11 protein-coding genes are annotated in these 15172 nt (G+C 47.5%); 2 read left to right on the top strand and 9 right to left on the bottom strand.

Annotated features, from left to right (window positions below; all coding sequences use genetic code 11):
- Window positions 1–314: 314 nt before the first annotated feature.
- The 6 genes from NEV57_RS12845 to NEV57_RS12820 all read right to left on the bottom strand — a co-directional run bounded on the left by NEV57_RS12845 (window position 315) and on the right by NEV57_RS12820 (window position 8032).
- On the bottom strand, window positions 315–1064 hold the full coding sequence (locus tag NEV57_RS12845; protein WP_257658726.1) for a CpsB/CapC family capsule biosynthesis tyrosine phosphatase: 750 nt from the start codon (window positions 1062–1064) through the stop codon (window positions 315–317).
- Window positions 1065–1086: 22 nt separating this feature from the next.
- Entirely contained in the window at window positions 1087–3009 is a 1923-nt protein-coding gene (locus NEV57_RS12840; protein ID WP_257658725.1) for a polysaccharide biosynthesis protein, read from the bottom strand.
- 267 nt (window positions 3010–3276) lie between these two features.
- Window positions 3277–3792, bottom strand: a complete 516-nt coding sequence (locus tag NEV57_RS12835) for an ArsR family transcriptional regulator (protein WP_257658724.1) — start codon at window positions 3790–3792, stop codon at window positions 3277–3279.
- Window positions 3793–3914: 122 nt separating this feature from the next.
- On the bottom strand, window positions 3915–6305 hold the full coding sequence (locus NEV57_RS12830; RefSeq protein ID WP_257658723.1) for a GumC family protein: 2391 nt from the start codon (window positions 6303–6305) through the stop codon (window positions 3915–3917).
- A gap of 15 nt (window positions 6306–6320) precedes the next feature.
- On the bottom strand, window positions 6321–7151 hold the full coding sequence (locus NEV57_RS12825) for a polysaccharide biosynthesis/export family protein (RefSeq protein ID WP_257658722.1): 831 nt from the start codon (window positions 7149–7151) through the stop codon (window positions 6321–6323).
- A gap of 101 nt (window positions 7152–7252) precedes the next feature.
- Complete coding sequence (locus NEV57_RS12820) at window positions 7253–8032, bottom strand: tyrosine-protein phosphatase (protein WP_257658721.1); 780 nt, start codon at window positions 8030–8032, stop codon at window positions 7253–7255.
- A gap of 678 nt (window positions 8033–8710) precedes the next feature.
- On the opposite strand from NEV57_RS12820, the gene NEV57_RS12815 reads away from it, so the two are divergent.
- Window positions 8711–9148: an RrF2 family transcriptional regulator gene (locus NEV57_RS12815; protein WP_257658720.1), complete on the top strand. Its 438-nt coding sequence runs from the start codon at window positions 8711–8713 to the stop codon at window positions 9146–9148.
- Window positions 9149–9307: 159 nt separating this feature from the next.
- Window positions 9308–11014: a hypothetical protein gene (locus NEV57_RS12810; RefSeq protein ID WP_257658719.1), complete on the top strand. Its 1707-nt coding sequence runs from the start codon at window positions 9308–9310 to the stop codon at window positions 11012–11014.
- A gap of 59 nt (window positions 11015–11073) precedes the next feature.
- Here NEV57_RS12810 and NEV57_RS12805 read toward each other — a convergent pair whose 3' ends face one another.
- The 3 genes from NEV57_RS12805 to NEV57_RS12795 all read right to left on the bottom strand — a co-directional run bounded on the left by NEV57_RS12805 (window position 11074) and on the right by NEV57_RS12795 (window position 14928).
- Window positions 11074–12147, bottom strand: a complete 1074-nt coding sequence (locus NEV57_RS12805) for an Ldh family oxidoreductase (protein ID WP_257658718.1) — start codon at window positions 12145–12147, stop codon at window positions 11074–11076.
- Window positions 12148–12289: 142 nt separating this feature from the next.
- A complete protein-coding gene (locus NEV57_RS12800; protein WP_257658717.1) occupies window positions 12290–13777 on the bottom strand; it encodes a sigma 54-interacting transcriptional regulator in 1488 nt (495 codons plus the stop codon).
- 53 nt (window positions 13778–13830) lie between these two features.
- Window positions 13831–14928, bottom strand: coding sequence for a vWA domain-containing protein (locus NEV57_RS12795; protein ID WP_257658716.1), 1098 nt, complete (start codon window positions 14926–14928; stop codon window positions 13831–13833).
- Between the last annotated feature and the right edge of the window lie 244 nt (window positions 14929–15172).

Genomic DNA, 15172 nt, shown 5'->3' with positions numbered 1-15172 from the left:
CCCGACATAGCCCGCCCCGATGCAGCAGATGTTTGTGATGTTCATAATGATACTATATAATAATAGTGTGGGAGTTTGGTTTCTTTATTTGACAAATAAGTAGTCTGGGAACAGTAAAAATAAACACATTGCAATACCGGAGATTGGCAAACTCTCTAGTCAAGGGTAAGCCAGCATATCTTTGTTCGATAGTATTAAGGATGTTTTCGACAATGAAAAACGCTCTATCGTTCATTTTCCAGACAGAAATATGAGCAACAAAGGTACTCGTTTTCTAAAAAGATACAAATTTAATCTTATCTTATTTTAAGCAGTTATTTCGATATTTCAGAAAAGACCAGTTCCCCATTCTTAAATTTCGTCTGCTCAAGCAATGTACCAATGGTTGGTGTTACAGCAAAAGTTTGTAATAAGAAAAGGTCTTGAAGATTTCGAACGTTTGAACCCAAAAAGTCTACATAGCCCGCCTTTAGGAGTTTAGTCGCAAAAGAACTCGCCCTCCTTCCATAGTGGCCAACCAAGGACAATAAATTGACTTGGAAAAAACAGCCCAAATCCCGCAAATACTCAAGAGCCGCCATACTACGAATGAGATCAGGGAGGTTTTCAGGCTGTACAATAACCGGCTCGTAGCCTCGGGCCCGTAACTCAAAAAGAGGTCCCTTTAAATCTCTAACCGATTCATGATTTGAGATATCCAACAATACATAGTTACCAGGAAGTGCACGAATAGAATGTTGACGAACAAATTCTTCAAATCCTTCGCCAATACAATATTCCGCTGCTGGCGTAATGGATACGATAATACCATGTTGGTCTACATGTTGTTGAAGTTGTATGGCGGCCTGTTGAATAGCCTGATCCGCCAAACGGTAATCGGGACCTCGGAGTTGAGGTGTTGTAATCAAATGCCGGTATCCTAATGCCGTTAGTCCCTGTACCAGGGCTGTAGCAGAATCCAAATGAGCTGGTCCGCCGGCAATACCTGGTAATAATTGGGCCCGTAAATCAACTGTTGTTGCACGGTTAACAGGGAAGGGCTGTTTCGCTTTTAATATGAACATACAAATCTTATACCTAATGTAGCTAATGAATAACTAACGGTCTCTTCTTTAGATCTCTATCGAATTTTTCATACGGCGAGTTGTTGCTCTTAAATTCTGGAACTATAGCCTTCATTTGACAAACAATTTCGCCTGTTCGTTGCCCCATAGCCGAATCAAGCAGCTTATCAATTTGCTGTACAACAGTCTCAAGTCCATAAGGACGGACTCGGGCAATGCTAATTTTTTCATGATGTGTTGGCAACGCTTTTTCAGCGTCATTAAGCAACTCTTCATATAGTTTTTCGCCTTGCCGAAGCCCGGTATACACAATATCAATATCAATGCCGGGTTTTAATCCGGCCAACAGTACCATCTTAGTTGCCAAATCGGCAATTTTAACGGGCTTACCCATGTCAAATACAAAGATTTCACCACCTTGGCCCATAGTTCCAGCCTCCAGTACTAGCTGTACTGCTTCCGGAATAGTCATAAAATAGCGTGTAATTTCCGGATGAGTCACTGTAATGGGTCCGCCTTCTTCGATTTGCTTCCTAAAGCGTGGAATCACAGAACCATTAGAACCCAATACATTCCCAAATCGCGTGGTGATGAAGCGGGTAGGACTATTCGTCATCATATTGCAAGTTTGTGTATAAATCTCCGCAATCCGCTTCGAAGCACCCATTACATTGGTAGGGTTAACCGCTTTATCTGTCGAGATCATAACGAACTTCTCCACGTTATGTTTGATGGCTAAATCAGCCAATAATCTCGTTCCTCCTACATTAGTAAGCACTGCTTCCGCCGGGTGGACCTCCATCATTGGTACATGTTTGTAGGCGGCAGCGTGGAATATCACCTGAGGTTGGTAGGTCGAAAATAGTGTGTCCATCCGCTGTATATTACAGATATCCGCCATATAAGGAATAAATAACTTTGCATTATATTTGGCTTGTAATTCCAGTTGCACGTCGTGTAATGCGCTTTCTGCTTGATCACAAAGAATCACTTGTTCAGGATGAAAAGTCATTACCTGACGCACCACCTCTGAACCGATAGAGCCAGCAGCTCCAGTAACTAAAATGCGCTTACCCTTTAAATCCCGACTTACCAGTTGATTATTAATAACGATAGGTTTGCGCTCTAGCAGGTCTTCAATCCGTAAACGTTGCACTTGTTTTGGATTAATTTGTCCAGACATCCACTGTTGCACCGGTGGAACAGTCATTACCTTAATACCTAGTCGCAAACAACGTTCGATCAATACTTGTTTATCTCTGCTATCCAACTGCTCTTTCACTAAAAAGAGTTGCGAAACGTGATGTTTTTCTTTTAACTTAATCAGATCCTTAATGTGATACACATTACATTGTTCAATAGTGCTTCGCAACCGCGCACGTGCATGATCAACAAAGGCGGTGACCTGAATCCGAGGTTGAGGTAACCCTCGTAATGCTTGTGCCACCATAATAGCGCGATGATCCGTTCCATAAACGGCTACTTTGGTCTTTTGATCACCGTGATGTGCTGCAAAGAAATAGTAGAGCTGCTTAGTAGCGAGACGCAATAAAATCAATGTCAAGGTACTTATGCACCAATTTAACACTAATAATTTCCAGTTTTCTTGAAAAGACAAGTTAACAAAGGGAACCCATCCAATCCACAACAAAAAACCAAAAGAAAGGGACGTGAATAGTGTAGTGATTAGTATCCGAGCAATATCCGCCGTATTCGTATAACGCACTAGCCCTTTATATGTGCGTAACAAATAAAGTGTAATGAGCGAGAAAAATGCGTAAATTGATAGTAACGGAATAAATGCAGGTTTCAATAATCCGCTAACTGAAAAATCCTGTACAAAAAAATAAGCAATGAAAAACGCCCAGGTCATCAACCCAGTATCGATGAGCAGAATAATCCACCGTGGCATTGTCCGAAGGCTAGTGAAGTCAAAGTATTTCATATCATGCCTAAAATCAAACCATCAACATGTTTTCTTTGTCGAAAACATGTCGTAATAACAACCGTCCTGTCACATAAAAACTGTAGTTTCTATAGACATAATAAAATGTTTACCTTGGTAGATATAAAATGGATAGATTAAAATCGCTGAAAAACGGTCGATTGAAGTCAAAAACCAGTCTGCCTGCTCGCTTTCTATCTATCTGCGAGAGTACGAAACAAAAATGAAGCCACTTTAAAAAAAAGCAGATTAAATATTCGTGATATTTTATCTGATGTTTTGATATAGGACCAATCCTTTTTTCAGGGGCGTCCCTAGGAGGGTAAACCGGACCCGTCGTCCGATCGTTTCGTAGATTTTAGATGCCAACTGTTCAAGATAGGTTTCATTGAGGGTCTGACCGACAATTATTACTTCGACAGTACCTGTATCACGTCCGGCCGCATAATCACCCGTAAGTACGACCTGCTGTACGTCGCCCATGCGGTCTAAAACCCGACTCACAATAGTGTCCAAGCCCAAATATTTGTGTACAATATTCTGCAGGGATGCAAATAATGGGTGTTTGGTATTTGCACGATAGGCAATTCGATTTTGGATGGTTTGCCTCTCCAAATACCCTGCTTCGCATAGGTTATTGAGTTCCTTCCGAATAGCGTTGGTAGATTCATTAAACTCTTCCGCCAGTCCACGCATATGCCCTTGGTTAGCGGCATCGATAAAAAATTTAACCAGTAGCCGAAGACGTGTTTTGGAAGTAATTAAAGAATCTAGCATATCCATCCCATACGATGAGCAACAAAGGTACTCGAATTTTTTAGGCCTTGCAAATTATCGTCACATCATCGTTATGATAGCAAGCTAAGAAGAACCTGAGATATACGACGTTACATTAGCGAGGAAGGCTATCGGCTCTTTTTGTACTTCCATCTACCGCGGCTAACTGGGTCAATGCGCTGTTTAACGCGCTTCCAAAACGACCGCTTTTCATCAAACTCTTCACCATAGCCATAGCCGTAGCCGTAGCCATAACGAGTTCCATTTTCTGGCTTCGCATCGTTCATCACCAACATAACATTATGGATCTTCTTATTTTCATATATATCCTTAATGACGTAGGCATTTTGTTTGAATGTATAATTGTATCGAACCATGTAAGCCGCCATGTCCACATACTTAGCCAATGTAAACGCATCCGCTACTTGCCCAATAGGTGAGGTGTCAACTAAAATATGATCATATTGCTTTCTCAATTCGCTAAAAAGCAGGCCAATCCTGGGACTCATCAGTAGTTCTGCTGGATTTGGCGGGATTGGACCCGCACCGATAACCGATAGCCCCTCAACCAGTCCAGTCTCAAAAACTAGATCCTCAATATGCAGTCGTTCATCAATTAAATAATTGGTGATCCCGGGATTTTTGACGAGTAACTCAATGTCCTTTAATACACGTGGCCGTCGGATATCAAATTCTAAGACCACTATTTTCTTGCCGGTAATCGCTAAGCTGGCTGCCAGATTAATAGCAAAAAATGTCTTCCCTTCGCCGCTCATACTGGAAGTCACCATAATGACCTGATTGGCCCCTCCATTTGCAGCAAACTGCAAATTAGTTCGAATCAACCTAAACAGTTCCGCAATTTCCGTTCGAACAGATTTATTTACTACCAGCACATCTCTTCCATCGCTATGACTCAATTCGCCTAAAATAGGCACATCGACGATGTTTGTTACATCTTTTAGCGTCTGAATCTTATCATTCAATAAATCCTTTGCATATAATGCACCAACAGGGGCGACAATCCCGATGATCAAAGCAAAAAGCAATACCAATATCTTCTTTGGTTTGACCGGCGTATCGCCAGCCATCGCCGAATCGATAATTCTAGAATTAGTGGTATTTGACGCCATCGAAATGGCTGATTCTTCTCGCTTTTGTAGTAAATACCCGTATAAACGTTCCTTAATGCTCTGTTCACGCTGAATTTCCAGCAAATCGCGTTCAACTGTGGGAACACGTTGAATCCGGTTTTGGAACTGCCCAGTATTTGCCAATAAATTGTCTCGTGTAATTTCCAAGCCGGATTTAATGTTACGAAGGTTCTCCTGAATATTTCGTCGCAGATTTACGAGTTGTTCATCTACTGTTTGCACTAAGGGATTACTCTCCTGAGTTGTGCGCAACAACCTTTGTCTTTCCAATTGCAATTCATTAAACTGAGCGATTAGATTTTGCAAGGTAATATCCTGAATACCCAGTGCACTTGGCACCAATTGCTCGCCACTATTCTCGTTTTGAAGATATTCTTCAATAGAAGCAAGTACCCGTAATTGAGTTTCATACCCTGTAACCTGTCTATTATACTCACCCGCTTGCGTTAGATACTGTTCGATTTCCGTGCTAACACCCGTGATTTCGTGTTCGCGCTTGTATCGTTCTACATTCGCTTCGACATCAGAGAGTTCGGACACGAGTAACTTGAGTCGATCGTCAATAAACTCGACCGTATTGGCCGCAATCTGATTTTTGTCCTCAATAGCTTCACTATTATATAATTCAACGAGCTTATTGATGATGTCCACGCCTCTTTGCCGAACCGGTTCAACAAGTGTGATCTTCAATACGCTAGCATCTTTGTTTACCGGTTCAATTGAAATTTCATTGTTGTAATAATTGGCTAGTTTGCGAAGATCATTAAACACGATTCGAATCAATGTTCCTTTTTCCATGGGTCGAATCGCAGTAACCGTAAAACGATAATAAGGCCGCTGAATCTCCGTACCAAATGAGTATGTTCCAACAATTTCATTTTCTTCCAGTAGTTCGAATCGGCTGCCCCCCTTTGCTCGAATTTCGAGATTTGTCTTATAAGCTAAGGTATCTAACGTATGGACCGTTACTCGGAGCGGAACACTGTCTGCATAAAGTTCCGTGGAGCGCATAGCAGTTTCTTCAAAATAGGAGACCTGTAAAGATAGTGATGTTAGAACACGTTGCATTAGTCCCTTACTCTTCAGCACTTCGGTTTCATTGGCAATGTTCTGTCCTGACTGGCCAAATCCCAAATCCGCGAATGCAGCCATATCAGATACGTTGCCCCCCTTTTTATCGTCCTTAATTAATAGAGTACTGCTTACTTCATATTGCGGAGTAGCGTAGTTTAGATACAAAAACGCTAAAAATAAGCATGTTAACACAGAAATCACAAACCAATACCAGTGACGAAGATAATTGGTCAATAATGCCCTAATGTCAATCTGTTCTCCTTCGTATTCTTGGGATATTTTGGTATTCATCAATGCATTCTTAGGTTACAATATACGCTGCAAAAATAGACCAAGGGTCGTCAGTCCGGCAAAGACAGCGGTAACAATACGTAGTGCCCGATCTCCACTGGGATCCCTATATCGTGAAGGTTCTACATATATCACGTCGTTTTGACGCAAATAGAAATAGGGAGAGTTCAAGGCGTCTTTGTCGTTAAGATTTAAGCGTACCATCGTTCGTTCTCCATCAATTTCCCGGATCAGTAACACATTGTCTCGCTTACCAAACTCGGTCATATCACCAGCCAGACCCAATGCTTCAATGATATTGATTCGTTCTGTGGGTACTTGGAAAGTTGATGGGTTCCGTACCTCGCCCACAACAGTGACACGAAAGTTGGTAAAGCGAACGTTAATAATCGGGTCCTTGACATATTCACTAACCAGCGTCACCATTTTCTGGCGCACCTGATCGCGCGTTAACCCTTCCACTTGCACCTGCCCTAATACCGGAAAACTGATAAAACCGTCTGCATTTACAAGATAGCCTTGTTGACCTACATTCCCTTCGGAAGATGTGCTGTAACGGCTTTCTTCAACAGATTGAATCGTTCCCGTATTAAACAATCGATTGGTCTCTGGATTCAAACTATTTACCATAATCCGCAACACATCATTCGGCTGAACGGTCGGTTCTTCCACCTCACCCATCGCTACCTTGTATGCTACGGTGTCCGGCAAGTCACTGAAGTACACCAAATTTTGTCGACTGCCGCAGGAGGCAAATAGCCCCGCAAACACGATCGTCAATAATAGAAGGCGAAACAAAGGAGTAAACAAGAATTTTTGCATATATCCGGTTATTGTATAACCCATAAGCTAACGTATTTTTCGTACAACACCAGGTATAGGTCAATAATTACATAAACGGCAGCAAAAATAAACATTCCACTAAAGAATCCAACAGTTAAAACAACCTATGTGCCAAAAAGGTTCACAGCGGCTGTGGCGATGAGTTGCCGATTCAGAAATGAACCGTGCTCCAAAAATTTAACTAGTTTTTGATCTACCGTGAAATTAAGCAGTCGCTTCAAATGTTTCTCATGGTGCAGATCCGTGCCCAGCAAATCCACCAGCCCCTCCTCCAGTAACCATTCCGCCGCATGTTTTTCGGATTTACCATAATATCCCATTAATGACAAGATGTTTACTTGAAACAGGCAGCCCAGTTCTTTAAGCCGTTCGTATTCGGCAGACTTATCAAATAGATAATGATATCGTTCGGGGTGGGCTAAGACCGGTGTATATCCTATAGCCCGTAAATTAAAAATATAGGATTCCAAGTTTAACGGTCGGTGAAGATAAGGGGTTTCCACCAGTAGATACTGATCGCCCGCAAGGGGAATTAACGCATCCTGCTTTACCAAATGTCCAAACCCTTCGTCCATCATAAACTCCGCTGCAAAACGAAGCTTCGGCAGTGTCGGATCCGTTTCTGCGGCTTGTTTTAATTGCTCGTAAGCATGCTGTATCGTGTGCTTGTCGTTACGGTGGATATCCGCCATGACGTGGGGCGTGGCAATCAGGGTATCATACCCCATTTCGGCTAAGCCACGCATTAACTGCAGCGAGGTTGCCACATCGGGTGAGCCATCATCAACACCGGGAAGAACGTGGGAGTGCATGTCGGTTTTCAATAACTCACCGATCGGGAACTGTACCAGCTTCTTCTTACTTCCAAATAGAAATATTCCCATTCAATTTAATCGTGTTTGTTTAGTCTCTGTTGTTTGTACTCAAATAATATACCAAGATAAAGATTTATCTCATTGGGGTTGTTATTATTTTATGTTTTTGAGGGTGAATTACCTACTTATGGGTAGGTAATTCTTACTTTTTTTCCGCAAAAAAGTAAGTAAAACCGACCGAAGGGAGTTCATGAACACCGATTAAAATAAACACACAGTGAATAAACTCGTCGCTGGAATCTTTCGCCACAGTGGATAGTGCATCAACCTACATCCTGCGAAATCTTCTAGGCGACTTTCATAGCGGCACAACAGTTTCCGCCAGCAGCCGTACTTAACATTTTTCTCTAATCCAATCCATCATCTGCATCCCGCAAAATCTTCCATGCGACTTTTACTGCGGCGTAACAGCCTCTGCCAGCAGCCAGTTCATCTTTCTCTCTCCTACCAGCCGTAAATGCGCCATTCGCGCACCGCGAAATCCCAAGCCAACTTTTATTGTGACACAACATCGCTTTCCTATACCTTCCCTCATTAAATAGCTGCCCCTCAAGCCGCAAAGGTAGCTAAAATTTTGCCGATCAATGAACTAACGTCTTATATAGAACAGACATCCGCTGCACAACGCTACAACGTAACTGAATTTATTTGTATCTTTGTAATCAACGTATTACATAGGAGTAGTGCATGTTATCTAAAAAGACAAAATACGCGATCAAGGCGCTGATCGTGCTGGGCCGGAATTATGGCAACGAACCCATGCAGATCATGCGCATTGCGGAGGAAGAAAATATTCCCAAAAAATTCCTGGAGCAGATCCTGCTGGAGATGCGCAATGCGGGGATTCTATATAGTAAAAAGGGGGCCGGCGGTGGCTACAGCCTGAACAAAGCGCCGGAAGACATCCGCCTGTCGCAGGTGATGCGCCTCATAGACGGACCCATTGCTCTGCTGCCCTGCGTGAGCCTGAACTTTTATCGCAGCTGCGATGAGTGCAAGTCAGAAGAGATTTGTGGCATCCGCGATACATTTGTGGATGTTCGCAACGCAATGTTGCAGATTCTCAACGATACGAGCATCGCGGATATCCTGAATAAAGAGAAACGCCTGAACCTGGAAGTGTAATCGGCCTACTGCTGCATTACTGTAATTCGCCCGCCGGCGGATAAACAATCCATGTGGATAGATCAGTTCTTGCACGGACAACTCCGTTGCATGCCCTGCGATGAAGGCATTATACACGGTCACGCAAACATTTCCTGTATCTTCCGTGTTTCTCTTCTGATGAAACCCATATGGAAATGGGCAATCGGCATCACAGCCAGCCTAATCTTTCTTGTTTTAATCGGTGCCTGGTACCTCAGCAAACGGTGGAAACCGCTGGTGGAGACCAAACTGCGGGAGGCGGTATTAACCGGTACCGACAGCCTGTACCGCATCAGCTACAACGGAATTGATTTCTCACTCATTACGGGGAATGCAGCCGTATCCCACGTTCAGCTGACACTGGATTCCGCCGTTTACACCCGGTTGGAGCGGGAACAGCGGGCTCCTGACCTCACCTATGGCGTCACGGCGCAGCGCATAAAGCTGGGCGGTATTGGCCTGTTGCGTATGCTGCTCAGCCGGAACCTGCACATCAGCAGCCTGACGATTGACACGCCAGCCGTTAACCTTACCGACCGATACCACGCGTATAACGATACCACGGTTGCGGACAAACCGGCAAAAAACCTATACCAGCGCATTGCATCGTTTACCGATAAATTAAAAATAGGGCAGGCGCGGGTGAATGGCGGGCGGTTTGCACTGGAAAAAACAAAGGACGCCACCCGGATATCGCTCCCCCGGATCGATATCGACGTACGTGACCTGCTCATCGACTCGCTTTCCCAATCGGACACGGCGCGGTTCTACGGTGCCCGCACCATTGAAATGAACCTGTCTGGCGTCGAATTCATCCGGGCAGACGGACTTTATGCGCTGACCGCGAAAAGATTACATGCAGTAACGGATGACGGCATGCTCACCATCGACAGCCTGCGGTATTACTCCCTGGTCAGCATGGCGGAATTTTATCGTCATAAAAAGGTAGCCGAAGACATGGTGGACATGGATATTCCCCGCATCCGGCTGTCGGATATTAACCTGCCCCGGTGGATAACCGACCAAACAATCGCCGCGGGCACGTTGCACATCGACAGCGGTGGCACCATCGCCGTGTCGAAGGATTTATTTTATCCGGAGCCGATTGAAAATAAAATCGGCCGCGCACCACACCAGCACCTGCTCAACCTCAAACAGCCTGTGGCTATTGATTCGATCGTGGTAAACGACCTGGACGTAAGCTTTGCTCAATTGGGTGAAAAAAGCAGGGAGGAGAGCAAAGTGACGTTCGACCATATCCAGGGTGTAATCCGTAACGCAACCAACGATTCACTGGCGCTGGCCAAAAACCGAAACATGGTGCTCGATGTAAACGCAAAGCTGATGAACGCCGGTGAGCTGTCGGTGCGGTTTGATTTTGACCTGCTGGATGAGGCAGGCGGGCATCGGTATCAGGTCAGGCTCGGGCCAATGGACGGGCGGCTGTTCAACCACGTACTCACACCGTTGATGCCTGCCGAGATTGCAAGCGCCGATATCCAGGGGTTGAATTTTAACATGCGGGCGAATAATTACCGGACGAGCGGTTCGCAGCAGTTCGACTACCGTAACCTGAAACTGAATGTGCTGAAAGCCAAGGATGAATCCGGTGAACGGGCGACGCAGAAGCTTGCCTCCTTTTTAATCAACCAGCTGGTCATCAACGACAGTAATCCGGACGCCAACGGCAAACGCCATACGGCCAGCATTGATTTTGAACGGCCCCGGACCTACTCGTTTTTCAAGATGATCTGGCAGGGAATCTTCGAGGGAGTAAAACAGTGCATGGGTTTAAGCCAGAAAGATGAGGAGCGGTTGCTCCGTGCGGCCCAACGGGGGCAATAGCAGCACAGCCCGCTGGGGTTACTGCATTCCACGCGGCTTACCCGGTCCACCTGGACGCATTACAACCCTTCAATCCCAAACCGCTCACCGAGTTGCTGCAAATCTGTCCACACCGCAGCGGCCAATGGAATCCCATTAATCCGACGCTCAGCCACCGCCAGGTCTTCGGGTTCCCCCGGAATCACCACCTGCTGCTGCGCATCAATGCGCCGGGCCTCCTTAAACCGTCCGATCCACTGATCCATGTGCCGCTTAAAATCTTCCACAGGGCGGAATCCGTCAACCCGCATAGCGCCCACGAAATGGCCGATGCCCAGACCGGGTTCATCCGGCGCGGGCTGAAGGAACGCCACAAATGGCGGCACCCACGGCCCGTAATTAGCCCCCGAAAGCACGCCCGAGAGGATATCCACCGTGGCCGACAGCCCAAATCCTTTGTGGCTACCGTGCGCATAATCGCTCCCTAGGGGCAGCAGCACACCGCCCTGCTTAAGTGCGGTGGGGTCGGTCGTCGGCTCGCCCGCCGCACCCAGCACCCACCCTTCGGGGATAGGCTTGCCGGCGCGCTCGGCAACCTCCAGCTTGCCGTTGGCCGCCGCCGCCGTGGCCATATCCACCACCACCGGCGGATGCTGGCCAGCCGGAAATGCGTAACACATCGGGTTGGTGCCCAACATGCGTTCCGACGAAAAGGTGGGGGCTACGAGCGGACTGGCGTTGGTCATCGCGTAACCGATCATATCTTCGGCCACGGCCCGGAGCGCGTGGTACGCGGCAATGCCGAAATGGTTTGAATTGCGGATGGCCACCCAGCCCGAGCCGTATTGCCTTGCTTTCTCCAGCGCAACTTCCATCGCATAAGGGGCAACGACCAGCCCCAGGCCGCGATCGCCATCAACCGTTGCGGTAGTCGGTGTTTCGTGCACTACCCGGATATCGGGCGTTGCATTGATCCGGTGTTGCTCCCAAAGGCGCACGTAGCCGCTGAGGCGTGCTACACCGTGCGAATCGATGCCGCGCAGATCGGCTGAAAGGAGTACATCGGCAGCCAGCCTGGCGTGCGTCTCGCTGCAGCCGATGGCTTTAAATACCTGCTCAGTAAATTCCCGCAGGGGTTGTTCGTATATCGTCATTTTTCTTTTTTGCTATAGTCTATGGCCTGTATGCGGCCTGCATGAGGAGACATTCCAATTGCTGTCCGCAACCCGTCACGACAAACGCATACGATGCAATGTGCCGTAAGCCCGCGTGCCTGTCCGTTATGCCGGGAAGCTGCTATTCGTCGTCAAAACCCTCGTCGTCATCAAAATCCCCGTCGAACAGGCTGTTAAACATGTCGGAAAAACTAATACCCCCATGCAGGTAAGTCTTGTTCAGCTGGGAGTATTCAGCTAATCCATGGAGCACAAACTCCATGAGCAGCAACCGCTGGCTCTCGGTCAGTTTGGGGTGCAGCTGCTTCACCAATCCATGCAGATCGGGCACTTCCATCAGCACTTTCTTATACTGGCTGTCTGTCAGTTCATCCGTAAGCTCCAGCCGGTGGCCGAGGTTAAACCACTCAATAACAGACTCGTACGGACTGTCGGTCTTCGCTTTCTTGGCTTTTTCCGGATGGGGGAAATACTGGGTAAACAGCGTTTTGATGGCACCCCCGATCAGCCGGTGGGCCACGTGCACCGGACCTTCCAGTTCGCCTTCATAAACGAGTTCAATTTTACCGGTTATGGCCGGGATAATGCCAATGAAATCCGACAGCCGGGCGATGGTCTTTTTCTGTCCAGCGACAAGCATGCGCCGTTCGGCAGCACTCACCAGGTTTTCGTATGCCGAGATGGTCAGCCGGGCGGATACGCCGGATTTCTGGTCGATAAATTCGCTGTCCCGGGCCTCAAACGCCACCTGTTCCACCAAGTCTTTCAACAGACCATCCACCTCAATGGCTTCCCGCTGGTCCGGAGTAATCCGCGCCTCCTGGAAGGTAATCTTCCGGGCAATGTCGATGGTCTTTGGATAATGCGTTAAAATCTGGCTTTCGATGCGGTCCTTGAGCGGGGTAACGATGGACCCGCGGTTGGTATAATCCTCGGGGTTGGCGGTAAATACAAACTGGATGTCGAGCGGCAGTCGGAGCTTAAAGCCACGGATCTGGATATCCTTTTCCTGCAGCATGTTAAACAGGGCCACCTGGATGCGCGCCTGCAGGTCAGGCAGCTCATTGATCACGAAGATGCCGCGGTGGGCCCGGGGAATAAGTCCGAAATGGATCACCCGTTCGTCGTTGTAGGTCAGTTTGAGGGTAGCCGCCTTAATCGGGTCCACGTCGCCCACCAGATCGGCCACGGTCACATCGGGGGTGGCCAGTTTTTCGGTATACCGTTCCGAACGATGCAGCCACGCGATGGGCGTATCGTCGCCCTTCGTTTCTATTTCATGGCGGGCATACCACGATATGGGGTGCATCGGATCGTCAAACAGCTCGCTGCCAGCCACGTAAGGCACATATTCATCCAGCAAATGCACCATCAGCCGGGCAATGCGGGTCTTGGCCTGTCCACGCAGGCCAAGCAGCAGAATGTTGTGCCGCGAAAGGATAGCGGTTTCCAGTTCCGGAATCACCGTTTCATCGTAACCGATAATGCCGGCAAACTCGGCCTTTTTATCCCGCAGCCTGTTAATTAGATTCGTCCGTAATTCTTCTTTTACTGTCCGGTATTGGTAGCCGGATTTTTTGAGTTCTTTAAGTGTCGTTATCTCGGTCATGTATGATGATCGTGCTATTTCGTTTTTTATTTAATCGTCTTTGCCGGCAGCTGCTACCGTACCGTCTTCCTTCGGTTCCGGATATAATCCTCAAAAATATACTCCCCGAGCCCGTCCAGCGAGCTGTAGAATGCCTTTCCGCCATTCGTTTCGGTAAACTGGCGCACAAACTGTTGCAGGTAAGGATCGCGGGCAATCATAAACGTGGTAATCGGGATATTCAGCCGCTTACACTGTGCCGCCATGTTCAATGTTTTGTTGATCACCTTCCGGTCGAGGCCCATGCTGTTTTTATAATAGCGCCCGCCCTCCTTCAGGCAGGTGGGCTTGCCATCGGTAATCATAAAGATCTGCTTATTATGCGTTTTACGGCGGCGCAGCAGGTCCGTCGCCAGCTCCAGGCCGGCCAGCGTATTGGTGTGGTAAGGCCCTACCTGCAGGTAGGGCAGGTCTTTAAGCGCAATGGGCCAGGCATCGTTGCCAAATACCACAATATCCAGCGTGTCTTTCGGGTAACGGGTCCGGATCAGCTCCGCCAGTGCCATGGCCACCTTCTTGGCCGGCGTAATGCGGTCTTCGCCATACAGGATCATGCTGTGCGAAATATCGATCATAAGCACCGTGGAGGTCAATGTCTTATAATCCCGTTCCTCCACTTCCAGGTCGCGCTCCGTGAGCCGGAAATCACCAAGGCCATGGTTCACCTGGGCGTTGTGGATCGAAGCCGTCATGTCAATCTGATCGAGCGAATCTCCGTACTGGTACTCGCGGCGGTCGGCATTTTTCTCTTCGCCAAGGCCGGAACGGTTGCTGTTGTGGTTACCCTTGCCGCTTTTTCGGAGTTTCCCAAAAATTTCCTCCAATGCCGATTGGCGGATAGCCTGCTCGCTTTTCGCCGTAATGCGGATTTCGCCTCCGCCGGGATCATCGCTGATGTACCCGCGGTCTTTAAGGTCCTGGATAAAATCGCCGATGCCGTAATCGCCGGTGGTCAGGCCATACTGCCGGTCCAGCTCATTCAGCCAGGCAAGGGCTTCCGCCGCATCGCCCGAAGTATGCTGAAGCAGCTGCATAAAAAGCTTCAGCAGCTCATCGAAGCTGCCTTTGGGCAGGGAGTCAGGGATGTATTTCGAAAAATGAAAACCACGCATAACGCAAAGTCGAAGGTACGGGTTTTATCATAAAAATCGATTCAGTGGGGTGTCATTTTTTGTGGCCGGTGGTCTGGAATCCGTGGCCGGGCGCCAATAGTCGGTGACCGGTCACCGGTATGCTGTAACAGTACGCTCAATCACCCGTCACAAATCACCGACCACCCACCCCAGAACACCGACCCCAGATCACACATCCCCATAAAATTCCGTATCTTTCGTGAACATTATTTTGCAAAACATT

Source organism: Parapedobacter lycopersici (assembly GCF_024643285.1).
Classification (GTDB): domain Bacteria; phylum Bacteroidota; class Bacteroidia; order Sphingobacteriales; family Sphingobacteriaceae; genus Parapedobacter; species Parapedobacter lycopersici.
Note: the sequence above shows the minus strand (reverse complement) of the source record. Positions and strands in the feature narration are given on the sequence as shown.

What these genes read in the sequence shown, in the direction of transcription:
- NEV57_RS12800 (WP_257658717.1), bottom strand. Translation starts at nt 13,777, where the DNA reads ATGACCGAGATAACGACACTTAAAGAACTCAAAAAATCCGGCTACCAA.
- NEV57_RS12825 (WP_257658722.1), bottom strand. Translation starts at nt 7,151, where the DNA reads ATGGGTTATACAATAACCGGATATATGCAAAAATTCTTGTTTACTCCT.
- NEV57_RS12835 (WP_257658724.1), bottom strand. Translation starts at nt 3,792, where the DNA reads ATGGATATGCTAGATTCTTTAATTACTTCCAAAACACGTCTTCGGCTA.
- NEV57_RS12830 (WP_257658723.1), bottom strand. Translation starts at nt 6,305, where the DNA reads ATGAATACCAAAATATCCCAAGAATACGAAGGAGAACAGATTGACATT.
- NEV57_RS12815 (WP_257658720.1), top strand. Translation starts at nt 8,711, where the DNA reads ATGTTATCTAAAAAGACAAAATACGCGATCAAGGCGCTGATCGTGCTG.
- NEV57_RS12845 (WP_257658726.1), bottom strand. Translation starts at nt 1,064, where the DNA reads ATGTTCATATTAAAAGCGAAACAGCCCTTCCCTGTTAACCGTGCAACA.
- NEV57_RS12820 (WP_257658721.1), bottom strand. Translation starts at nt 8,032, where the DNA reads ATGGGAATATTTCTATTTGGAAGTAAGAAGAAGCTGGTACAGTTCCCG.
- NEV57_RS12795 (WP_257658716.1), bottom strand. Translation starts at nt 14,928, where the DNA reads ATGCGTGGTTTTCATTTTTCGAAATACATCCCTGACTCCCTGCCCAAA.
- NEV57_RS12810 (WP_257658719.1), top strand. Translation starts at nt 9,308, where the DNA reads ATGAAACCCATATGGAAATGGGCAATCGGCATCACAGCCAGCCTAATC.
- NEV57_RS12805 (WP_257658718.1), bottom strand. Translation starts at nt 12,147, where the DNA reads ATGACGATATACGAACAACCCCTGCGGGAATTTACTGAGCAGGTATTT.
- NEV57_RS12840 (WP_257658725.1), bottom strand. Translation starts at nt 3,009, where the DNA reads ATGAAATACTTTGACTTCACTAGCCTTCGGACAATGCCACGGTGGATT.